Raw genomic sequence first — 22,450 nt, forward strand, 5'->3', positions numbered from 1 at the left:
CAAACGTCTGTATATGTATATACAAATCAAGCACGATGAGGTTGAACCATGTCCGCCTTCTTTGCCGAACGCGCGCTGCTGCCTAGTGGATGGGCCCATGATGTACGTCTTGAGGTCGATGCCCAGGGCGTCCTGACCCATATCCAGGCCGGTTCCCACGCAGACGGCGCCGAACGGCTGGGCGGTGCGCTGTTGCCGGGCATGCCGAACCTGCACTCCCATGCCTTTCAACGGGCGATGGCCGGGCTGGCGGAAGTGGCGGGCAATCCCAACGACAGTTTCTGGACCTGGCGCGACTTGATGTACCGCCTCGTCGGAAAAATCAGCCCAGATCAACTCGGCATCATCGCCCGCCAGCTGTACATCGAAATGCTCAAGGCCGGCTACACCTCGGTCGCCGAATTCCATTACGTGCACCATGACACCGACGGCGCACCCTACGCCGACCCGGCAGAGCTGGCCCTGCGCATCAGCCACGCCGCCAGTGCCGCCGGCATCGGCCTAACGCTGCTGCCGGTGCTCTACAGCCATTCCGGTTTTGGCGGCCAGGCGCCCAATGACGGCCAGCGCCGGTTCATCAACAGCACCGAAAACTACCTGAAGCTTCAGTCACGCTTGCAACCGATCCTGGCCGGGCAACCGTCCCAGGCCCTGGGCTTGTGTTTCCACTCGCTGCGCGCCGTGACACCGGGGCAGATCCAGGAGGTGCTGGCCGCCAACGACCGCGATTGCCCGGTGCACATCCACATCGCCGAGCAGCAGAAGGAGGTCGATGACTGCCTGAGCTGGAGCGGCGCCCGCCCGCTGCAATGGCTGTACGAAAACACCGAAGTCGACCAGCGCTGGTGCCTGGTGCATGCCACCCATGCCAACGCCCACGAAGTCAGCCTCATGGCCAAGAGCCGGGCGATTGCCGGCCTGTGCCTGACCACCGAAGCCAACCTGGGGGACGGGATTTTCCCGGCCGTGGATTTCCTCGCCCAGGGCGGGCGCCTGGGTATCGGTTCCGACAGCCATGTATCCTTGAGCGTGGTCGAAGAACTGCGCTGGCTGGAATATGGCCAGCGCCTGCGTGACCAACGGCGCAACCGCTTGTATCGGGCGGATCAGCCGATGGTCGGTCGCACCTTGTTCGACGCGGCATTGGAAGGCGGCGCCCAGGCCCTGGGGCAACCGGTCGGCGCCCTCGACATCGGCAAGCGCGCCGACTGGCTGGTGCTCGATGGCAACGATCCGTACCTGTCCACGGCCAAGGACGACGGGATTCTCAATCGCTGGTTGTTTGCCGGCGGCGATCGTCAGGTGCGGGATGTGATGGTCGGTGGACAGTGGGTTGTGCGTGATGGGCGTCATGCCGGCGAAGAGGAAAGCGCCCGGGCATTTACCCAGGTATTGCGCGAACTTCTAGACTGACCCTATCAAATCTGTGGGAGCGAGCTTGCTCGCGATGAGGCCTTCACATTCAACACTGAAGTTGGCTGAAAGTCCGTCATCGCGAGCAAGCTCGCTCCCACATGGGTTCTCAGGGGCCGATCAATTCGAAGTCTTGGCCATCTGCCGATCCGACGCGCGCCAGATCAGTCGTGTCGTGTCATAGCCCTGCTGGCGCGCCTTGCTCAGCAGCTCCTCGCGCACGACGCTATTGACGGTCGGTGTGCGGGACAGCAGCCACATGTAGCGGCGGCTCGGGTCGCCGACGATGGCGGTCTTGTAGTCATCGCTGACGTACAGCACCCAGTATTGCCCTTTCGCCACCCCCGGCACGATCCGTGAAAACCAGTTGTCGAACTCGACCCAGAGCTTGTCGGTCTTGCCCGGCACCTGCGGCGTGGCCGTGCCCCTGGCCTCCTCCCACTGCCAGTCCGAGGTCAGGCAGCGATTGAGCACACCCACATTGCCGTCTGGCTTGAGGAGGTAGTGAGCTTCCGATTGCGCGCAATTGCGCTGGAAATACATGGGCAGACGGGCCAACTCATACCAGGTCCCTTGGTAACGCTTGAGGTTGACGCTGTTAACCGTCTTGGGCGCCAACGGATCCACGCCAGAAGTGGCGCAGCCGGCCAATACCAGGCCAGCCAAAAGCACAAACACTAACCGCATCATTATTTTTCTCCCGCAGGCCTCTGGCCTCGGTTTACTTCAGGCCTTGGCCGGAAAACATCAACACTTTGTCACCGGCGTACTGCACGCTGATAAAGCTTTTCTGATCGCCCCAGGTACAGCTGGACATGCCGAGTGCGCCTGAACAATCGGTCGGTTTCCCCAGCAACGTTTCGACTTCGGCCTTGGGCATGCCAGCCGACAGTTTCGAATAGTTTTCCTGGTTGACCTTGCTGCATGCGGTCAACACGACGCACATAAACAGCAGAGCGATAGATCGCAGCGACATGGTGTAACTCCTGGAGCGGAAGGGAGGTGGCAGGGTGCCAACCTGATCCTTAGAAGAGAAAACCCCTATCTGGTTCCCTGACGCCCCCAGTATTTATTGGCTGTGCAGAGGTGTTTCATCGATGAATCACCCGGTTTGTGACGCCGTCGTACCTTTCGTCGGGACTGAGACCCTGGCGCCTGATGGACCGGGCTTTTACGCCGATAAAAGTCACAGCGCAAAATCCTGCGCTATGGCAAATTGACAGCCCTTCCTGACCCGTCCCTCCGCGGTAGTGTTCTTAATGACCAGAAACATGAAATTCAGCCACAAAATCCTGCTGGCTGCCGCCCTCGTGGTGGCCGTTGCATTCGCCTGTTTCATCCTGTTCAACGACTATCGTCAACGCCAGAGCCTGCACGCCAGCACCGAGACCTCCATGCAGGAGCTCGGCAACCTGACCAGCCGTAACATCCAGACGTGGGTCGACGGCCGTATCCAATTGCTGCAGTCGCTGGCCCAGCAGATCGCCGTGGACGGCAACAGTGCCGACAGCCTCAAGCGTGCCGTGGGCCTGCCGGCGTACACCGGCAACTTTCAGCTCAGCTATTTCGGCGGCACTGACGGCGTGATGTTCTCGGTACCGGCCGGCAATCGCGCCGCCGACTACGACCCGCGCGCCCGTGGCTGGTACAAGGCCGCCAACAGCGCACAGCAAACCATCGTCACCGAACCGTACATCGCCGCCTCGTCGGGCAAGCTGGTGATCACCGTCGCCACGCCGGTACAGCGCCAGGGGCAGATGATCGGCGTGGCCGGTGCGGACATCGACCTGTCCAGCGTCAGCGCCATCATCAACTCGCTGAACTTCGGCGGCCACGGCCACGCGTTCATCGTCAGCGCCGACGGCAAGATCCTGATCCATCCCGACAGCAAGCGCGTGCTCAAGACCCTGGCCGAGGCCTACCCCAACGGCGCGCCGCAAATCAGCCCGGGCGTGAAGGAAGTCGACCTCGACGGCCAGACCCAATTCATCTCCTTCACCCGCGTCAACGGCGTGCCGGGCACCGACTGGTACGTGGCGCTGGTGCTCGACAAGGACACCGCCCTGGCGATGCTCAGTGAGCTCCGTACGTCGGCGCTGATCGCCATGGTCATCGCGGTGGTGTTCATCATCGCCCTGCTGGGCATGTTGATCCGCGTGCTGATGCAACCGCTGCTGACCATGGGCCGCGCCATGCATGACATCGCCGAAGGCGAAGGCGACCTGACTCGCCGCCTGGTCATTCACGGCCATGACGAATTCGGCGCACTGGGCACATCGTTCAACCGCTTTGTCGAACGCATCCACACCTCGATCCGCGAAGTGGCCTCGGCCACCGGCCAGGTCAACGAAGTCGCCTTGCGCGTGGTCAGTGCGTCCAACTCGTCGATGTTCAATTCCGACCAGCAGGCATCACGCACCAGCAGCGTGGCCGCGGCCATCAACCAGCTTGGCGCCGCTGCCCAGGAAATCGCCCAGAACGCCGCCCTCGCCTCGCAACATTCCAGCGAGGCCCGCAACCTGGCCGAAGACGGCCAGCACGTGGTGGATAAAACCATTGCGGCCATGCAGCAGTTGTCGGCCAAGATCAGCGATTCGTGCGGCAACATCGAAACCCTGAACAGCAACACAGTGAACATCGGCCAGATCCTCGAGGTGATCACCAGCATTTCCCAGCAGACCAACCTGCTCGCCCTCAACGCCGCCATCGAAGCGGCCCGGGCCGGTGACGCCGGGCGCGGTTTCGCGGTAGTGGCCGATGAAGTGCGCAACCTGGCGCACCGCACCCAGGACTCGGCGCAGCAAGTGCAGAAGATGATCGAAGAGCTGCAAGTCGGCGCACGGGAAGCGGTGCTGACCATGACCGACAGCCAGCGCCAGAGCGAAAGCAGCGTCGGCATCGCCAACCAGGCCGGCGAGCGACTGGGCAGCGTGACCCAGCGTATCGGTGAAATCGACGGCATGAACCAATCCGTGGCGACCGCCACTGAAGAACAGACCGCCGTGGTGGAGTCGATCAACGTCGACATCACCGAGATCAATACCCTGAACCAGGAAGGCGTGGAAAACCTGCAAGCCACCTTGCGGGCCTGTGCCGACCTCGAGCAGCAGGCGGCGCGGTTGAAGCAGTTGGTGGGTAGTTTCCGGATCTAGCGCTTTCAAGGCCCCATCGCGAGCAAGCTCGCTCCCACAGTTGACCGCGTTCGCAGTCATCAATGTGGGAGCGAGCTTGCTCGCGATAGCGGCATCAGCCGCGCAGGAAAAATCAGAACCTGGACCCAGGCCTGTTCAAAAACTCGATTTCCTCAGCCGTGGACTCGCGCCCCAACACCGCATTGCGATGGGGGAACCGTCCAAATCGGGCAATGATCTTCTGGTGCCGTTCGGCATAGTCCAGGTTGTCTTCAAACACCGCCCGTTCCGCCTCCGGTTGCTCTCGGACCAGGTCGATGAACCGCGACACGGCTTCGTTCTGCACCGCCAGGTTCTCGCAGTGTTCGAGTACCAGATAGATAAATACCCGCTGGATCGGTTTGAGTTGCCGGTCGAACCCCGCGGCCATGCCCTGGGCCACCAGCGCTTGGGCACGCAGGTCGCCGGAAAAAGCCTTGGGGGTGTCGCGAAAGATCATCCGCGGGAGTTGATCGAGCAGTAACACCAGGGCCAGCCACCCTTCCGGGCGTTGCGCCCAGTCGGTCAATCCGCCGGCCAGTGCCTGCTCGACCCGATCGCCGAAGCGCTCTTGCGCCTGGCGATCATGGCCTTTGCCAAACCACAGCTTGCCCTTGTCGGCCGCTATTTCGTCCGGTGTTTCGCCTGAACCAAACCACCAATCGAGCAACGGCTGCCAGGGCTCGGCCATGATTTATTCCTTGTGGTAGGCCGTGGCGCGGGCGACTTCTTCCTTCGAACCAAGGAACACGGCCACGCGCTGGTGCAGACCTTCAGGCTTGATATCGAGGATGCGCTGGTGACCGTCGGTGGAAGCGCCGCCCGCCTGCTCCACCAGGAACGACATTGGGTTGGCTTCGTACATCAGGCGCAGCTTGCCCGGCTTGGACGGCTCGCGGCTGTCGCGCGGGTACATGAACAAGCCGCCACGGGTCAGGATCCGGTGCACGTCGGCAACCATCGCGGCGACCCAGCGCATGTTGTAGTTCTTCTTCAGCGGACCTTCTTCGCCTGCCAGCAGCTCTTCGACGTAGCGTTTTACCGGGGCTTCCCAGTGACGCTGGTTGGACATGTTGATGGCGAATTCCTGGGTGGATTCAGGAATGGTGATGTCTTCATGGGTCAGGACGAAGCTGCCCATCTCGCGGTCCAGGGTGAAGCCCTTGACGCCGTCGCCCAGGGTCAGCACCAGCATGGTCTGGGGGCCGTAGATGGCATAACCGGCGGCGACCTGCTCGGTGCCCGGCTGCAGGAAGGCCTTTTCATTCAGGGCTTCGTTCTGGCTCAGGTATTCGTTCGGGCAGCGCAGTACCGAGAAGATGGTGCCGACCGGCGCGTTGATGTCGATGTTCGACGAACCGTCCAGTGGGTCGAACACCAGCAGGTAGGCACCCTTGGGGTATTTGCCCGGGATCTGGTAGGCATTGTCCATTTCCTCGGACGCCATGCCGGCCAGGTGACCGCCCCATTCGTTGGCTTCGAGCAGGATTTCGTTGGACAGCACGTCGAGCTTCTTCTGCACTTCACCCTGCACGTTTTCGGTGCCCATGCTGCCCAGGACACCACCCAACGCGCCTTTGGAGACGGCGTGGCTGATTTCCTTGCACGCACGCGCCACCACTTCGATCAAAAAGCGCAGATCGGCAGGGGTATTGTTGCTGCGGGTCTGCTCAATCAAATAGCGACTCAAGGTAACGCGGGACATGGACGGCTCCGAAGAATAGGGGGCGGAAAAACCAGCGCAGTTTAGCGCGAGTCGGGACTTAATTCCTCCTATGAGACGGGATATGGAGGATTGAGTTCACGGGGTGGCGGCTCGCTTGGATATTTCTGTCGATTGAGAGGACGCCATCGCGAGCAAGCTCGCTCCCACAGTTGACCGAGTTGTTTCGACGAACGCGGTCTATTGTGGGAGCGAGCTTGCTCGCGATGAACGCACCTCAGCTCTTGACCGGCGGCTTGCGAAGCAGGCTGAACGCCATCGCCGCCAGGAACAGCACACTCAGCAGCAACACCGCCCACAAGCCGACTTTCTTCCAGTTGGTATCGACCGCCGCAGGCGCGCTTGCGGTGGCAGGGAGCGCCGCCGGCGTCGACGTGGCCGCGCCGTTCACCGTCGCCGTCCCCAGCGTCGCCAGGCGCGACGGTTTGTAATCAGGCACCAGCGTGCTCAATGGCAAGTTGGCCGCTTTGACTGTCGCGCTGCCCAGTGCCAGGCGGTAAGGCCCTTCGCCCCGCGCCAGGAACACCACCTGGGTCGGGCGCACGGCAAAGCGCAGGGCCGGGGCTTCGGCTCCCAGGCCGCCGCCACGCTCGTCCACGGTCAGTTTCAATTGCTGCACGGTCTGGCCGGACAGTTGCAATTGGTTTTGCAGCACATCCTGGCCGTTCTGGGTCAGGCGATAGAGCAAGCCACTGCCCATTGGCTGCCACGGATGGCTGCTTTCACGGCGACCGGCCAGGGTCACCGGCGCCAGGCTGTTGGCCTGGCTCAGTTCGACCTGCACTTGCTCGATGTTCAGCCCCATGGGCAACTGCCAGGTGTACTCACCGGCCTTCGTCGTGCTGCCGGCCAACGGTTGCGACCAGACCAGCGGCAACGGCAGGCTTTCGCGGCTGGCGCTGTGCAGCTGGGCCGAGGTCAGCACCGGCGCGGAGGACGGCGAATCCCACAGCAACCGCAGATAGCGCGCCGGTTGCCCCGGCAGGTTCACTTCATGCTGCTCGACCCGCTCATCGGCAAAGGTCAAGCGCGCCACCTGGCCTTCACCCCAGGATTGCCAGTGCTGCAAGTCGTCACTGGCTTCGATAGTGAACCGTTGGAAGCCGTCGCGCTCGCTGGTCCAGTCGAGGATCAACTGCTGCAACGGTGCCTTGATCGCGCTGGCATCCAGCAACCAACCGCGCAGCTCCTCCTCCCCCGCTTCGAGCCGACTCGATGGCTGGACTTCCACCAGTGTGCCATTGGCGTTCGACTGCACACGTACGCTGGGCGCGCGCTCGTGATCATCGGCGGCGTTGTACAGCGGGAACCACTTCACGTCGGTGAGGGTGCGGTTTTCCCGGCTCTGGGCCGACTCGCGCACCAAGGCGTAGGCCTGGGGCTGGCCGGCGGCGTTGAAGACACGCAGGTCGCTCAGGTCGGTCTGCCGCGCCTGCAACTGCACGTCCAGTGGCAACGGCAGGCGATACCACGGCCCTTCGCCGCTCAGGGCCAACGGCACTTGATGGGCGAAATCCGCCGGTTGCTCCTGGGCCGTAGCCGACAACGCCACCCACAATCCGACCACGCCCAGCCCGATCCGATTCAACTTGCGACTCAAGATGACACTCCCTCACTGACAGGCATAGGCGGCTCATCCTGGGCGACCGTCTCCGGGCGCTTGGGCGGCAGCGGCGCGAAGTAGCCCACCACCAATAGCAATACACCCACGCCGATGAACGACACGATCCGCGCCAGACCGCCACGGTTACTCAATTCGACAAAGAACAGCTTGGCCACGACCACGGCGATCAACGCCGCACCGATCAGCCACACTTCACGGCGATGACGCAGATGCCCTCCGATCATCAGGCCCAGGGCGATCAAGGTCCAGACAATGGACAACCCGGCCTGCACGAACATCGACTCGAGCAGCGCGTCCAGCTCGTAGGGCACCCCCATCCACTGATGGGCCGTGCGCATCACCAGGGCGGTGAAGAACGCGAACAGCGACACACCGGCGATCAACTGGGCGACGTGCCCGACGCGATTCCAGCCGTTCGTCGATTGCTCCACGGCGTTGCGAGCCCACACATAGATACCGAACAAGGCGAACAGCAGGCCCAGCTCCAAGGGATTGAGCAACGGCACATAAGACAGTGGCTCTGAGTTGCCATCACTGAAGGTGTTGGTCAGCCAGAACCAACCGAGCATCAACAGCGCCATGGGTGCCGCCGCATAGACACGATATTCCCGCGGTTGTGCCGAAACCGGCCATGGCAAGGTACGCGGCGTGGCCATCAGCACCAGATAAAGCCCTGGCAGGATCGCCCAGGCCAACCAGCGCCAGGCGTTGTACTGCTCGGACAGCAACAGCAGGCCGTAACGCAATTCCAGCATCAACACCGCCATCAGCAACCAGCAACCGAGTACGTGGGCCGTGCTGCACGCCCGGGCCGGCAGCATCGGCGCCAGGCGCTTGAGCGAGAGGAAATGCACGGCAAATACCGCCAGCCAGGCCAGCCAGCCAAAATTCGCGACCGGGTGATAGTGGCTGTGCCCCGTCGCCACCAATACGCAGCCCGCCGCCGGGATCAACAGGGTGCATAGCAGCCCCAGCGCCGGCCATTTCAACCGCAGCGACAAAACGCTCCACACCGCCACGCTGATGGCCGCAACCAACAACAGCAAGCTGCCTTGCAGGTTCGCCGGGGCAAAGCGCAGCACTTCGCTGACCCACGCCAGCGCCCACCAACCCGCGCCCCAGATCAGCAACAGCTCGGACAGGCGCTGCAAGCTCAAGGCGTCCAGCTCCTGCGCCGCGTGCGCCCGCTGCAGGCGCCATGCGCCCACCAGCGCCGCCAGCCCCAGGACCAGCGGCGTCCAGAAGCCGCTATGGGCCAGGGGCCGCAGATCCTCGGCATTGAGCGGCCCCAACAGCGCCGGCCCCGCCGTCAGGAATGCCGCACCGCCCAGCAGTTGCAACAGCAGGCCGAAGACAAAGCTCACGCGTTGTTTCAGGTACAGGCTCAGCCAGATGATCAACAGGCCACTGGCCGCCCACACCCCGCTCGCCGTTTGCCAGGGCAGGACGAACAGCACCGCGAGGTTGATCAGCACCAGCCCCGCCAGCAGCACCACCGACAAGCCGCGCAGCAACCGGACATCGTTGCGCACCATGTCGTCGCGCGCCGCCAGCAACATGCCACCGATCAACGCCAGACCGATCAGAGAAGCACTGAGCAAACCGCTCCAGCCCGCACTGAACACTGCCGCCGAATCGCCCTCGGCGCCTTGCAGGCGCAACAGGAACAGTGCGCCGCCGAGCAATTGCACCGCGAACGCCGTGAACAGGAAGCTGCGCGATTGCAGGCGCAGGCCGACAAACAACGTCGCCAATCCGGCCAGGGCCCAGGCGATGGCCGTGCCGTGGGTGAAGAAGAACAACGGTGCCAGCAGATAGAGGAAGCTCAAGCCCAGCACCGCCAGCACCGGCAGGCCTTGGCGCTCCCAAGCCGCAGTGTGTTCGGGGGCTGCCTTGCGCAGTTGGTAGAACGTGAACAGCAAAGCGCCGCCGAGCATCAACGCCCCCAACGGTGAGCCGTCGAGCAGGCTGCCTTCGCCAGATCGCAATTCGCTGAGGAAGGCCAGCGCCGAACCCAATTGCAGCAACAAAGCAAAGACGCGTGCGAAAGGTCGTTGCTGGCGCAGGCCCAGCCAGAAGATCCCCGCGCCTTCCACGGCCCAGGCCGCCGCAGTCCAACGGGCGTCGAGCCCCAAGGGGATTGCCAGGCTGGCAAAAATCACCCCCAGGGCCAGGCAGGTTTCCGCCAACAGCAGGGCGCGGCCGCCCATCAATAGCCGCGCCAGGCCCATGTAGATCATGCCCAGGGCCAGGGCGCTGAAGGCAGCGGCGAACTCCAGGTGCTGCACCAACGCAAACTGCAGGCCGAAGCCCACCAGTGGCGGGCCGAACAGCATGCTGCCGTCGACGTAATCGCCCTTGCGCGCCGACCAGCGCAACAACGCGTCGCGGCTACCATCTTCGGGCACATCGCTCATTTCCAGCAGCTTGCGGCGGGTGAACAGCAAGCCGATCGCCAGGTAGATGAGGAAGAACAGAATCAGGAACGGTTCGGTGCTCCAGAGCAGCTCTGGCGTGTAGGAACGCAGGCCCCAGGCGAAACCGATGCCGAAGGTGCCGACAAAACCGATCAGGTTGAGCAGGCGCCAGGCCTTGAACCAGGCTATCGCGAGGATGCCGGCATTGAGCAGGATGAAATAGCTGAACAGCGCGACATGGTTGCCGCTGCCGGTAGAGGTCAGGATCGGTGCGGCAAACCCGCCCAGGGCCGCCGCCGCGGCCAGGCCCAGGGCATTCTGGGTCACCGCCAGGATCGCCGAGAACACCGTCACCGCCACCAGCAAGCCCAGGGCCGCCTTGGAATCGAGCAACGGATGCAGGCGCATAGCGGCGAACACCGTCAGGTACAACACGGCGATCCCGGTGCCCTGGAGCATCAGCGCATAACTGTTGTTGCGCTGGCGCAACCACCAGCCCAGGCCCAACAGGCCCAGCGCACTGGCCGCGACGCCGGCGTAACGCAACTCGATCGGCACCACCATGCCTTCGGTGGCATAGCGCAGCAGGAACGCCAGGCCGAGGAACAACAGCACCACACCGACCCGCAGCACGGTATTGCCGCCGAACAGCCAGTTGCGCGCACCGATAATGGCGCGGTCGAACAGATTCGGACCACGTGGGGCCGCCGGCTCCGCCACCATCGGCTCCAGGGGCAGAGGGGCAAAATCGCGCTCGGCACGCCGACTGGACGTCTCTGGCGCGGGTTTCCAAATGTCATCGGGCAACGGCTGGCTGGCCTGGGTGGCCATCGCGGGCGCGGGTTCGAGATCTGACGGCAACTCCCAGACGAGCTCCGGTTCGGTGCGCGTTGCGGGCTTCGCGGCCTGGGGCACGACAACCTCGGGCGCGGGGGCCGGATCACTCGGTTCGGCCACCTTGCCGCGTTCGAGTACCGCCAGGCGGCCCTCCAACGTGAGCAAGCTCTGCTGGGCCTCTTGCAACAAGATCTGTTGCTTGGCCGCCTGGACACCCAGGCGCCCCAATCGAAACGCCTGGGCGATGCCAAGCCCCACCAGTGCGCCTATCAGCGCATCGGCGAACGACTCGTCCACCACCCAGCCGAGTGCCAGGCCCAACAACGTCAAGATCCATTGCATGGTTGATATCCCTAAGCGGCCCGTTGCGGGCATGACCGGGGCGATGCGATGCCTGGATCAGTCTAGTGGCCCCCAAACCCTGTGGGAGCGAGCTTGCTCGCGATAGCGGCATGACAGACACCTTAAGGCTGACTGATACACCGCTGTCGCGAGCAAGCTCGCTCCCACATTGGAATGTTGGCGCTGCCAATTGCTGAGTCCGGCCACACCGCCCGGCGAAACTGGCGCCTAGTATATCGACGAAGCCCAACCGCCGTTGGGCTTCACTCACATTTCTTGCAGCAAATGCTACTCCAGGGCTTTCCAGATGTCGGTGGCGTATTCACGGATGGTCCGGTCCGAGGAGAACCAGCCCATGCGCGCGGTGTTGAGCACCGCCGAACGCCACCATTGCTTATCGTCGTGCCAACGCTCTTCGACCCGGGCCTGGGCGTTCCAGTACGAGTCGAAATCGGCACAGACCAGGAAGCGGTCGTAGTCCACCAGCGAGTCGACAAGCCCGGCGTAGCGCATCGGATCATCCGGCGAGAACACCCCGCCGCGAATCGCCTGCAATACATCGTTCAGGCGATGGGAGGCGGCGATGTCCGGCGCAGCGCTGAACTCACCGTTTTGCTTGCGCGCTTCCACTTGTTCAGCCGTCAGGCCGAAAATGAACATGTGCTCGCCACCGACGCGCTCATGCATCTCCACGTTGGCGCCGTCCATGGTACCGATGGTCAGCGCGCCGTTGAGGCCGAACTTCATGTTGCTGGTGCCCGACGCTTCGAAGCCGGCCGTGGAGATCTGCTCCGACAGGTCCGCCGCGGGGATGATGCTTTCGGCCAGGCTGACGTTGTAATTGGGCAGGAACACCACTTTGAGCAAGCCACGCACGGTCGGGTCGTTGTTCACCACTCGGGCGATGTCGTTGGTCAGCTTGATGATCAGCTTGGCCTGGTGGTAACTGGCGGCGGCCTTGCCGGCGAAAATCTTCACCCGTGGCACCCAGTCCACTTCCGGCTCGGCGCGAATCGCCTGGTACAACGCCACGGTGTGCATCAGGTTGAGCAACTGGCGCTTGTATTCGTGGATCCGCTTGACCTGCACGTCGAACATCGCCGCCGGGTTCACGGCAATGCCCAGTCGTTCGTGGATCAGGTAAGCCAGGGCTTTCTTGCTGTGCAGGCGCTGCTCGGCGAACTGCTTGCGAAACGCCGCCTTGTCGGCAAACGGTTCCAGCTCGATCAGGCGCTCCTCGGGGTTGTCGAGCACGCTCGGGCCGAGGGCGTCCACCATCATCGAGGTCAATTCGGCGTTGGCCTGGAACAACCAGCGGCGGAAGGTGATGCCGTTGGTCTTGTTGTTGATCCGATCCGGATAGAGCTTGTGCAGCTCGGAGAACACCGTGCTGCGCATCAGTTGGGTGTGCAACCCGGACACGCCGTTGACACTGTGGGAACCGAGGAACGCCAGGTTACCCATGCGCACCCGGCGGCCGTTGTCCTCTTCGATCAGCGAAACCGAGCGCAGCACATCGAAATCGTGCACGCCTTTGGCCCGCAGCGAATCGATGTGCTGGGCGTTGATCAGGTAGATGATCTGCATGTGCCGGGGCAACATGCGCTCCATCAGCCCCACCGGCCAGGTCTCCAGGGCTTCGGGCAGCAGCGTGTGGTTGGTGTAGGACAGCGTGTCCTGGGTGATCTGCCAGGCCGCATCCCAGGCCACGTCATAGACATCCACCAGTTGCCGCATCAGCTCGGCCACGGCGATGGACGGGTGCGTGTCGTTGAGCTGGATCGCCGCGTGATCGCCCAGGGTCAGCACCGAGGTGTGCATGTTGCGATGGCGGCGCAGCAAGTCCTGCAACGAGGCGGCGACAAAGAAATATTCCTGGCGCAGGCGCAGTTCCTGGCCGGCTTCGGTGCTGTCGGCCGGGTAGAGCACGCGGGAAATACTTTCGGCCCGGGCCACTTCCGCCACCGCGCCCAAGTGGTCGCCGGCGTTGAAGCGTTCCAGGTGCAGGTCTTCCACGGCCCGGGCGCGCCACAGGCGCAGGGTGTTGACGCTGGCACCGCGCCAACCCACCACCGGGGTGTCATAGGCAATGGCCCGCACGGTTTCGGCCGGGGACCAGACTTGCCGGGTCTTGCCGGTGTCGTCGGTGACGGTCTCGACGCTGCCGCCAAAGCCGATCGGGTAGACCACCTCCGGCCGCTCGAACTCCCACGGGTTGCCGAAATCCAGCCAATGCTCGGTCTGCTCCTGCTGCCAGCCATCGACAATCGCCTGGCGGAACAGGCCGTGCTCATAACGAATGCCGTAGCCATGGCCGGCGATGCCCAGTGTGGACATGCTTTCCATGAAACACGCCGCCAAGCGACCAAGGCCACCGTTGCCCAGCGCCGCATCGGGTTCGAGCAGGCGGATGCGCTCCAGGTCCACGCCCAGCTCGGTCAGGGCCTCGCGCGCGGTGTCCAGCAGGCCGAGATTGCTCAGGCTGTCGTAGAGCAAGCGACCGATGAGGAATTCCAGGGAGAGGTAATAGACGCGCTTCTGGCCCTTGCGGTAGATCTGCCGCGTGTGATCCATCCAGTGTTCGACCATGTGGTCGCGGGCGGCCAGGGCAATGGCTTCGAACCAATCGTGATCAAACGCATGATCCGGGTCCTTGCCGACGGCGTAAGTGAGTTTGGTCAACACGGCGTCGCGAAATGCAGCGACTTCAGCTTCGCGAACAAGTGGTTCTTGAGTCATTGATGAGACCTCGAACGAGCATGGAATTGTCTGAGCCTAGTCGGTCTGACAGACGGCACAGGCTCTGGTTCGGTGGTTTTTCCCTGTGACGGAGAATCGTCGTCAGAGAATTGCCGGATAAGCGAATGAATGCAGGGGCCGTGCCGGTCCGGGAGCGGTTTGTCCCGAATGAAAAAAAACTGGCGGATGGTCGTTCAAAATTTCACCAGTCCCGGTATGATCGCGCGCCCTGATGCATGCTGGTAAACCGTGATGATGAAGCCCAACCTGATCGCCGCCGCGGAGATCGACCGACTCGATACCTGGGCCAAGTACTCCGCCCCGATGTGCGGTTCCTGCGTGTCGAGCTGCTGCACACTGCCGGTGGAAGCCAAGATCAAGGACCTGATCCGTATCGGCATCGTCGATGAGTTCGAACTGGGCGATCCGCCGAAGAACATCGCCAAGCGCCTGCAAAAGGAAGGGATCGTCGAGCGCTACAACCAGAAGTCGGAAATTTTCACACTCCAGCGCATGAGCAACAACGATTGCCTTTATCTGGACCGCAAGAGCCGGTTGTGCACCATTTACGAGAAGCGCCCGGACACCTGCCGCAACCATCCGCGGATTGGGCCGCGACCAGGGTATTGTGCCTACAAGCCCAAGGAAGTGGAGCGCGAGCGGAATTCGCGGACGTTGGACAAATTCTGATCTACTGATGATTCAGCGGCGCTCGTAACCATCGCCATCGCGAGCAGGCTCGCTCCCACAGTTGATTTTCAGCGGATAAAGATTTTGTGTCCGACATAAATCCACTGTGGGAGCGAGCCTGCTCGCGATGGGGCCCTGACAAAGCACCGCACAAATCCCAGGCATAAAAAAACGCCCCCGATCTCACAATCAGGGGCGTTTTTTCAGCTACTAATCAAGTCGAAACTCAGTTGCCGCTTTTCTTGGCAGCGCGGGTACGCTCGCTTTCGCCAAGGATTTTCTTACGCAGGCGAATCGACTTCGGCGTCACTTCGCACAGTTCGTCTTCCTGCACGAACTCCAGCGCTTGCTCCAGGGTGAACTTGACCGGCGGAACCAGGGCGATGGTTTCGTCTTTGCCCGAAGCACGCATGTTGTCGAGCTTCTTGCCTTTGGTCGGGTTCACGCCCAGGTCGTTGTCGCGGCTGTTCAGGCCGACGATTTGACCTTCGTAGATATCCTGGCCGTGCTCGACGAACAGCTTGCCGCGCGCTTGCAGGGTTTCCAGCGAGTAGGTCAAGGCCTTGCCGGTCGCAACCGATACCAGCACGCCGTTCTGACGGCCGGACATGTCGCCGGACTTCATCACGTCGTAACGATCGAAGATCGAGGTCAGGATGCCGCCACCGGAGGTCAGGGTCAGGAACTCGTTACGGAAACCGATCAGGCCACGGGCCGGGATGTTGTACTCAAGGCGCACACGGCCCTTGCCATCCGGAACCATGTTGGTCAGGTCGCCTTTACGCAGGCCCATCTGCTCCATGATCGCGCCCTGGGATTCTTCCGGCAGGTCGATGGTCACGTTTTCGTACGGTTCGTGCTTGACGCCATCAACCATGCGGATGATCACTTCAGGACGACCCACGCCCATTTCGAAGCCTTCGCGACGCATGGTTTCGATCAGTACCGAGAGGTGCAGCTCACCACGGCCGGAAACCTTGAACTTGTCGGCCGAGTCGCCTTCTTCAACGCGCAGGGCAACGTTGTAGAGCAGCTCTTTGTCCAGGCGCTCCTTGATGTTACGGCTGGTCACGAACTTGCCTTCTTTACCGCAGAATGGCGAGTCGTTGACCTGGAAGGTCATGGAAACGGTTGGCTCGTCGACGGTCAACGGTTTCATCGCTTCGACGTTCAGTGGGTCGCACAGGGTGTCGGAGATGAACAGTTGCTCGAAGCCGCTGATGCAGACGATGTCGCCGGCCGCTGCTTCTTCAACGTCGATGCGGTGCAGGCCGTGGTGACCCATCAGCTTGAGGATACGACCGTTGCGCTTCTTGCCGTCGGCGTCGATGGCAACCACCGGGGTGTTCGGCTTGATGCGACCACGTGCGATGCGGCCAACGCCGATCACACCCAGGAAGCTGTTGTAGTCCAGTGCCGAGATCTGCATCTGGAACGGACCGTCACGGTCGACTTTCGGCGCCGGTACGTCGTCGACGATCGACTGGTACAGCGGGGTCATGTCTTCAGCCATGGCGGTGTGGTCCAGACCGGCAATGCCGTTCAGGGCCGAGGCGTAGACGACTTTGAAGTCCAGCTGTTCTTCGGTGGCACCCAGGTTGTCGAACAGGTCGAAGATCTGGTCCAGGACCCAGTCCGGACGCGCGCCTGGACGGTCGACCTTGTTGATGACCACGATCGGACGCAGGCCGGCTTCGAAGGCCTTCTTGGTCACGAAACGGGTTTGCGGCATAGGGCCGTCCTGGGCGTCAACCAGCAGCAGCACGGAGTCGACCATCGACATCACGCGCTCTACTTCACCACCGAAGTCGGCGTGACCCGGGGTGTCCACGATGTTGATGTGGTAGCCGTTCCAGTTGATGGCGGTGTTTTTCGCCAGGATGGTAATACCGCGCTCTTTTTCCTGGTCGTTGGAGTCCATCACGCGCTCGTCGTTGAGCTCGTTGCGCTCCAGGGTGCCGGATTGACGCAAGAGTTTGTCTACCAGGGTGGTCTTACCATGGTCAACGTGAGCAATGATGGCGATGTTGCGTAGATTTTCGATCACTTGTGTATCTCGATCAGAGGATTCGGTGTGCTGACAGGTCGTGGCAGCGATTTACGTTGAGTCCGACAAAGCCGTTACAGCCTGTCGGCGGCGTCGGGGGGCCGGTGACGCAGGCCACAGGCAAACAGCCCCGGGCACTTAGCTCGGTCGATAAACGCGCACATTGGCATGCCCCTCACTGAGCAAATGGTGGGCATGCAGGCGACTCATCACGCCTTTGTCGCAATACAGCAGGTACTGGCGAGTAGGGTCCAGTTCCTTGAAACGCGCGTTCACGGCATAGAACGGCATCGTTTTTACCTCGATGCCGGCGACACTCAGCGGGTCGTCTTCAGCGTCATCCGGGTGGCGGATGTCGATGATGATCTGACCGGCCAGCGCTTCGCCGACTTCTTCAACCTTGATGTCCTGGCCCAATTCGTCGATGACGCGATCGATCGGCACCAGCCTGGCGTTTTGGAGCGCTCGCTCGAGCACCGCCATGTCGAATTCTTTCTCTTCGTGCTCCACCCGCCCGCGCTTGGCCGCCGTCTTCGGATTGACCGAGATGACGCCGCAGTATTCCGGCATGTGCCGGGCAAACTCGGCGGTGCCGATTTCGTTGGCCTGGTCGATGATGTCCTGCTTGTGGCTGGCGATCAGTGGACGCAAGACCAGCTTCTCGGTCACGCAGTCGATCACCGACAGGTTCGGCAACGTCTGGCTCGACACCTGGGAGATCGCCTCGCCGGTCACCAGCGCATCGATCTGCAGGCGGTCGGCAATTCGTGAAGCGGCGCGCAACATCATACGCTTCAAAATGACGCCCATATGACTGTTATCGACTTTGCCGAGAATCTCGCCCAGGACTTCCTCGAACGGCACACTCACAAATAACACGCGTTGGGAGCTGCCGTACTTCTTCCAGATGAAGTGCGCCACCTCCATCACACCCAGTTCATGGGCACGCCCGCCGAGGTTGAAGAAGCAGAAATGGCTCATCAACCCGCGACGCATGATCTGGTAGGCGGCCACCGTGGAGTCGAAGCCACCGGACATCAGCACCAGGGTCTGCTCCAGCGAACCCAGCGGATAACCGCCGATGCTGTTGTGCTGGCTGTGGATCACGAACAGCCGCTGGTCGCGAATTTCGATGCGCACTTCGATTTCCGGGTCTTTCAACGAAATACCGGCCGCGCCGCATTGCCGGCGCAACTGGCTGCCGACGAACTTCTCCACATCCATCGAGCTGAACGCGTGCTTGCCGGCGCGCTTGCAACGCACCGAAAAGATCTTGCCGGCCAGTGCGTCACCATAATGAAGCATGCATTTGGCAAGGATGTCGTCGAAATCCCCCAGCGGGTACTCATCGACTTGCAAAAAATGCGCGATGCCCGGCATGCAACTCAGGCGCTCGGTCATTTCCTTCAGAAGCTTGGGTTCGCTGACACGGGTTTCCAGTTCGAGGTTGTCCCACACACCATTCACCACCACGGCCGGATCCAGGTCTCGGAGCACGGCACGGATGTTCTTGGCCAACTGGCGGATGAAACGCATCCGTACCGGGCGGCTCTTGATGGTGATCTCGGGGAAGACTTTTACGATTAGTTTCATGAAAACAGCGCGCGAACGGCCAGCCGAAAAAGGGGGGCGCGGATTATAGCGGAAATTGCTCAAGGTTTAACCAGTTAATGTGCAGATGGTTTTGAATGCACCAAAACAGGTCGTTATCGATTGACGGCGCCACATTGCAGTGCGTTATTGTCTGACAATCTTTGATTTACGCCTTTAAAAGCGTGGATTTGGTGCAAAAAACCCATGCTGGGGCACTGGCATGCAAATTGCTCCCTTGTGAGGCAGGTTGCCATGGCAGAGTATTCGCGCCGGCATCACCCATATCTAAGGGCACTCCACTACCCGCCCGAAGCCACCCGGAGGACATATGTCGAAGTCGGTTCAACTCATCAAAGATCATGACGTCAAGTGGATTGATCTGCGCTTCACTGACACCAAAGGTACTCAACATCACGTGACCATGCCGGCCCGTGATGCGATGGACGACGAATTCTTTGAAATCGGGAAAATGTTCGACGGCTCCTCCATCTCCGGCTGGAAAGGCATCGAAGCCTCCGACATGATCCTGATGCCGGACGACGAAACCGCCGTCCTGGACCCGTTCACCGAAGAGCCGACCCTGATCCTGGTCTGCGACATCATCGAACCTTCGACCATGCAAGGCTATGACCGTGACCCACGCGCCATCGCCCACCGCGCCGAGGAATACCTGAAGTCCACCGGTATCGGCGACACCGCTTTCTTCGGTCCTGAGCCTGAGTTCTTCATCTTCGACTCGGTCAAGTTCAAGTCCGACATCTCCGGTTCCATGTTCAAGATCTTCTCCGAGCAAGGCTCGTGGATGTCCGACCAAGACGTGGAAGGCGGCAACAAAGGCCACCGTCCAGGCATCAAAGGCGGCTACTTCCCGGTTCCACCGTTCGACCACGACCACGAAATCCGTACCTCCATGTGCAACGCACTGGAAGAGATGGGCCAGACCGTCGAAGTTCACCACCACGAAGTGGCGACTGCCGGCCAGAACGAAATCGGCGTGAAATTCAACACGCTGGTCAAGAAGGCTGACGAAGTCCAGACCCTGAAGTACTGCGTACACAACGTTGCTGACGCCTACGGCCGCACCGCGACCTTCATGCCGAAGCCTCTGTACGGCGACAACGGTTCGGGCATGCACGTCCACATGTCGATCTCCAAGGACGGCAAGAACACCTTCGCAGGCGAAGGCTATGCCGGTCTGTCGGACACTGCCCTGTACTTCATCGGCGGCATCATCAAGCACGGTAAGGCCCTGAACGGCTTCACCAACCCGTCGACCAACTCCTACAAGCGTCTGGTACCAGGCTTCGAAGCCCCGGTCATGCTGGCCTACTCGGCTCGCAACCGTTCCGCCTCGATCCGTATTCCTTACGTGAACAGCCCTAAAGCCCGCCGTATCGAAGCACGCTTCCCGGATCCGGCTGCCAACCCGTACCTGGCCTTCGCTGCACTGATGATGGCCGGCCTGGACGGTATCCAGAACAAGATCCACCCTGGCGATGCCGCTGACAAAAACCTGTATGACCTGCCGCCTGAAGAGGCCAAGGAAATCCCACAGGTATGTGGCAGCCTGAAAGAAGCCCTGGAAGAACTGGACAAGGGCCGTGCGTTCCTGACCAAAGGCGGCGTATTCAGCGATGACTTCATCGACGCTTACATCGCGCTGAAAAGCGAAGAAGAAATCAAGGTTCGCACCTTCGTACACCCACTGGAATATGAGCTGTACTACAGCTGCTGATCCGGTAGCGCCGTCACGTACGGCGTGAAACAAAGAGAGGCCTCCTTCGGGAGGCCTTTTTTATGGGCGCCGGTTACGTGCATGATGCCCCGTCGCTCCCCCTAGAAGACGAGACTGCCCATGACTTTGCGCTTCAAGCTCTGCCTTGCCCTGTCTGCCGCGCTGCTGGCCCCCACCGCCGACGCCGCCTCGACTCCCGCCCCCGAGGCCCTGACCCCGCTGCTTAACGCCATTGGCGAACGCCTGGCCATCGCCGATCAAGTGGCGCTGAGTAAATGGGACAGTGGCAAACCCGTAGAGGACCGTCAGCGCGAGCGTGAAGTCATCGCCGCCGCCGTCGCCCAGGCACCGGCCTACAAACTGAGCGGCGAAACCGTGGAAGCGTTTTTTGCCGCCCAGATAGAAGCCAACAAAATGGTGCAGTACATCAACTTGTCCGACTGGGCCCTGGACGGCAAGGCCCCGGACCTCCCGCGCCCGGACCTGGTGGGGCAGATCCGCCCGCAGCTCGACCGCCTGCAAAAACGCCTGCTGCAACAACTGGCCGACTTCGCCCCCTACCGCACCGATCCGCAGTGTCCGCAATGGCTGGCCCGTGCCACCCACCACGACAAACAGCACCCGGTGCACCGGCTCGCCCTGATCCGAGCGACCGGGGAGCTGTGTATCTCCCCAAAAGCTTAAGCCCCCCTTCCCCTGTGGGAGCGAGCTTGCTCGCGATGAGGCCGGCACATTCAACACCTCAGTGCCTGACACTCCGCCATCGCGAGCAAGCTCGCTCCCGCAGGACAGGTCATGGCCCAACACACAACAACTTGGGCCAACCCTCCCCCCTGACCTATGCTGCAACTCAACACTTTCAGTTTTCGGTCGATTTTATGGGGCGCGGTTTTTCAATCATCCTGTTGTCGCTGCTGGCACTGCCCGCTGCCGCGCAGATCTACAAGTACACCGACGCCGAGGGCAATACCGCCTACAGCAACCAGCCGCCCCAAGGCGTCCCAGCCCAGACGGTGGAGTTGCCGCCGCTCAACAGCATCGAACGCCAGTCTCCGGCCAACCCGGGCACACCGACGCCTCCCGCCAACAGCGAAAAGCCGCGCGATGCCTACGAAACCCTGGAACTGACCGACATTCCCACCGAAGAAGCCCTGCGCGCCAACAACGGCACCTTCACCGTTGGCGTACACGCTCAACCGCGCCTACGCGGCCCGCATCTGTTCCGGCTGCTGCTGGACGGCCAGCCCTACGGCCAGCCGAGCAACGTGCCGCGCCTGCAATTGGTGAATATCGACCGGGGCGAGCACAGCCTGGCGGTTCAAGTCATCGACGGCGACAACCTCGTGCAGCAAAGCGAAACCGTCACCTTCACCGTCCAACGGGTACACCAGCCATGATCCGCTGGCTGCTCGCGCTGGGCCTGGCGCTGGCGGCGATGCCCGGCGTGGCGCAGGTCTACACCTACATCGATGCCCAGGGCAATCGCGTGTTCACCGATCAGCCGCGCCCCGGCAACGCAAAGAAAGTCCAACTGCCACCCGGCAACCGGATGCCAGCGCCGCCCACGGGTACAGCCCCGGCGCCCGCGACCGAAGCCCAGCCAGAACCCTTGTTTCATTACGAAATGCTCAGGCTGTTGATTCCCGAGCCGGACGCGACGATACGCAGCACCGCAGGCGAATTGATCGTCAGTGTCACCAGCGAACCGGGCCTGAAAAAAGGCCATCGCTACCGCCTGCTGCTCGACGGCAAGCCAACGGGCGCGCCGGGGCCGAGCCCGGTATTCGCCTTGAGCGACATCGATCGAGGCACCCATCACCTGGCGGTCGAAATCCTCGACGAACAGGACCGTATCGTCGAACGCACCGCCAACCAGCCCTTCCACATGCAGCGCATATCCCTGGCGCAGAAGCGCCGCATCAAGCCCTGTGCCGCGGCCGATTACGGTCAACGCCCCGAGTGCCCTCGCGCCGAAAAACCTGAAGAAGAAAAAAGCAGCATCTTGCCGTTCTTCTAACACCACGCAGGCCATCGCACTATATTGGTGCAATAGCTTGCACGCCACCCAGCCCAAAAACCCATTTTGGTTCGAAAGTACCCGAAAAAGCTGGCAGAACGCC

The 22,450-nt window shown here is 61.8% G+C and carries 16 protein-coding genes; 7 read left to right on the forward strand and 9 right to left on the reverse strand.

Features of this window, described 5'->3' with window-relative positions:
• Nucleotides 1–48 precede the first annotated feature (48 nt).
• The gene (locus BLQ55_RS07630) at nucleotides 49–1,413 is read left to right on the forward strand and encodes a formimidoylglutamate deiminase (RefSeq protein WP_092253208.1); all 1,365 of its coding nucleotides are present in this window, start codon (nucleotides 49–51) and stop codon (nucleotides 1,411–1,413) included.
• A gap of 120 nt (nucleotides 1,414–1,533) precedes the next feature.
• Here BLQ55_RS07630 and BLQ55_RS07635 read toward each other — a convergent pair whose 3' ends face one another.
• Both BLQ55_RS07635 and BLQ55_RS07640 read right to left on the reverse strand, forming a co-directional pair.
• Nucleotides 1,534–2,103, reverse strand: a complete 570-nt coding sequence (locus tag BLQ55_RS07635; protein ID WP_092201136.1) for a lipocalin family protein — start codon at nucleotides 2,101–2,103, stop codon at nucleotides 1,534–1,536.
• A gap of 31 nt (nucleotides 2,104–2,134) precedes the next feature.
• The gene (locus BLQ55_RS07640) at nucleotides 2,135–2,389 is read right to left on the reverse strand and encodes a hypothetical protein (RefSeq protein WP_003186715.1); all 255 of its coding nucleotides are present in this window, start codon (nucleotides 2,387–2,389) and stop codon (nucleotides 2,135–2,137) included.
• A gap of 283 nt (nucleotides 2,390–2,672) precedes the next feature.
• Here BLQ55_RS07640 and BLQ55_RS07645 point away from each other — a divergent pair, with 283 nt between their 5' ends.
• On the forward strand, nucleotides 2,673–4,565 hold the full coding sequence (locus tag BLQ55_RS07645; RefSeq protein WP_218130102.1) for a methyl-accepting chemotaxis protein: 1,893 nt from the start codon (nucleotides 2,673–2,675) through the stop codon (nucleotides 4,563–4,565).
• 112 nt (nucleotides 4,566–4,677) lie between these two features.
• On the opposite strand, the gene BLQ55_RS07650 is transcribed toward BLQ55_RS07645, so the two are convergent.
• The 5 genes from BLQ55_RS07650 to BLQ55_RS07670 form a co-directional block, all read right to left on the reverse strand.
• Nucleotides 4,678–5,274 carry a DUF924 family protein gene (locus BLQ55_RS07650; RefSeq protein ID WP_092253211.1) on the reverse strand — a complete coding sequence of 199 codons (597 nt, stop codon included), beginning with the start codon at nucleotides 5,272–5,274 and terminating at the stop codon, nucleotides 4,678–4,680.
• 3 nt (nucleotides 5,275–5,277) lie between these two features.
• A complete protein-coding gene (locus BLQ55_RS07655) occupies nucleotides 5,278–6,288 on the reverse strand; it encodes a class 1 fructose-bisphosphatase (protein ID WP_092173410.1) in 1,011 nt (336 codons plus the stop codon).
• Nucleotides 6,289–6,523: 235 nt separating this feature from the next.
• Nucleotides 6,524–7,906: a DUF3999 domain-containing protein gene (locus tag BLQ55_RS07660; protein WP_092253213.1), complete on the reverse strand. Its 1,383-nt coding sequence runs from the start codon at nucleotides 7,904–7,906 to the stop codon at nucleotides 6,524–6,526.
• On the reverse strand, nucleotides 7,903–11,526 hold the full coding sequence (locus BLQ55_RS07665) for a DUF2339 domain-containing protein (protein WP_092253215.1): 3,624 nt from the start codon (nucleotides 11,524–11,526) through the stop codon (nucleotides 7,903–7,905). The genes BLQ55_RS07660 and BLQ55_RS07665 overlap by 4 nt, the downstream gene beginning before the upstream one ends.
• Nucleotides 11,527–11,814: 288 nt before the next feature.
• Nucleotides 11,815–14,265: a glycogen/starch/alpha-glucan phosphorylase gene (locus tag BLQ55_RS07670; protein ID WP_092201146.1), complete on the reverse strand. Its 2,451-nt coding sequence runs from the start codon at nucleotides 14,263–14,265 to the stop codon at nucleotides 11,815–11,817.
• 252 nt (nucleotides 14,266–14,517) lie between these two features.
• On the opposite strand from BLQ55_RS07670, the gene BLQ55_RS07675 reads away from it, so the two are divergent.
• Nucleotides 14,518–14,955, forward strand: coding sequence for a YkgJ family cysteine cluster protein (locus tag BLQ55_RS07675; protein ID WP_092201148.1), 438 nt, complete (start codon nucleotides 14,518–14,520; stop codon nucleotides 14,953–14,955).
• A 226-nt stretch (nucleotides 14,956–15,181) separates the two neighbouring features.
• On the opposite strand, the gene typA is transcribed toward BLQ55_RS07675, so the two are convergent.
• Together typA and thiI are read right to left on the reverse strand one after the other, a co-directional pair.
• Nucleotides 15,182–17,002, reverse strand: coding sequence for a translational GTPase TypA (typA, locus tag BLQ55_RS07680; RefSeq protein WP_003186725.1), 1,821 nt, complete (start codon nucleotides 17,000–17,002; stop codon nucleotides 15,182–15,184).
• A 138-nt stretch (nucleotides 17,003–17,140) separates the two neighbouring features.
• On the reverse strand, nucleotides 17,141–18,595 hold the full coding sequence (gene thiI / locus BLQ55_RS07685; protein WP_092253217.1) for a tRNA uracil 4-sulfurtransferase ThiI: 1,455 nt from the start codon (nucleotides 18,593–18,595) through the stop codon (nucleotides 17,141–17,143).
• 328 nt (nucleotides 18,596–18,923) lie between these two features.
• Here thiI and glnA point away from each other — a divergent pair, with 328 nt between their 5' ends.
• The 4 genes from glnA to BLQ55_RS07710 all read left to right on the forward strand — a co-directional run bounded on the left by glnA (nucleotide 18,924) and on the right by BLQ55_RS07710 (nucleotide 22,347).
• Entirely contained in the window at nucleotides 18,924–20,330 is a 1,407-nt protein-coding gene (gene glnA / locus BLQ55_RS07695; RefSeq protein ID WP_092253219.1) for a type I glutamate--ammonia ligase, read from the forward strand.
• A 120-nt stretch (nucleotides 20,331–20,450) separates the two neighbouring features.
• Entirely contained in the window at nucleotides 20,451–21,014 is a 564-nt protein-coding gene (locus BLQ55_RS07700; RefSeq protein ID WP_092253220.1) for a chorismate mutase, read from the forward strand.
• 194 nt (nucleotides 21,015–21,208) lie between these two features.
• Nucleotides 21,209–21,727, forward strand: a complete 519-nt coding sequence (locus BLQ55_RS07705) for a DUF4124 domain-containing protein (protein ID WP_092253222.1) — start codon at nucleotides 21,209–21,211, stop codon at nucleotides 21,725–21,727.
• Nucleotides 21,724–22,347: a DUF4124 domain-containing protein gene (locus BLQ55_RS07710; RefSeq protein WP_092253224.1), complete on the forward strand. Its 624-nt coding sequence runs from the start codon at nucleotides 21,724–21,726 to the stop codon at nucleotides 22,345–22,347. The genes BLQ55_RS07705 and BLQ55_RS07710 overlap by 4 nt, the downstream gene beginning before the upstream one ends.
• The last annotated feature ends 103 nt before the right edge of the window (nucleotides 22,348–22,450 follow it).

The sequence above is a fragment of the Pseudomonas sp. NFACC13-1 genome (assembly GCF_900104425.1).
Classification (GTDB): Bacteria; Pseudomonadota; Gammaproteobacteria; order Pseudomonadales; family Pseudomonadaceae; genus Aquipseudomonas; species Aquipseudomonas fluorescens_AA.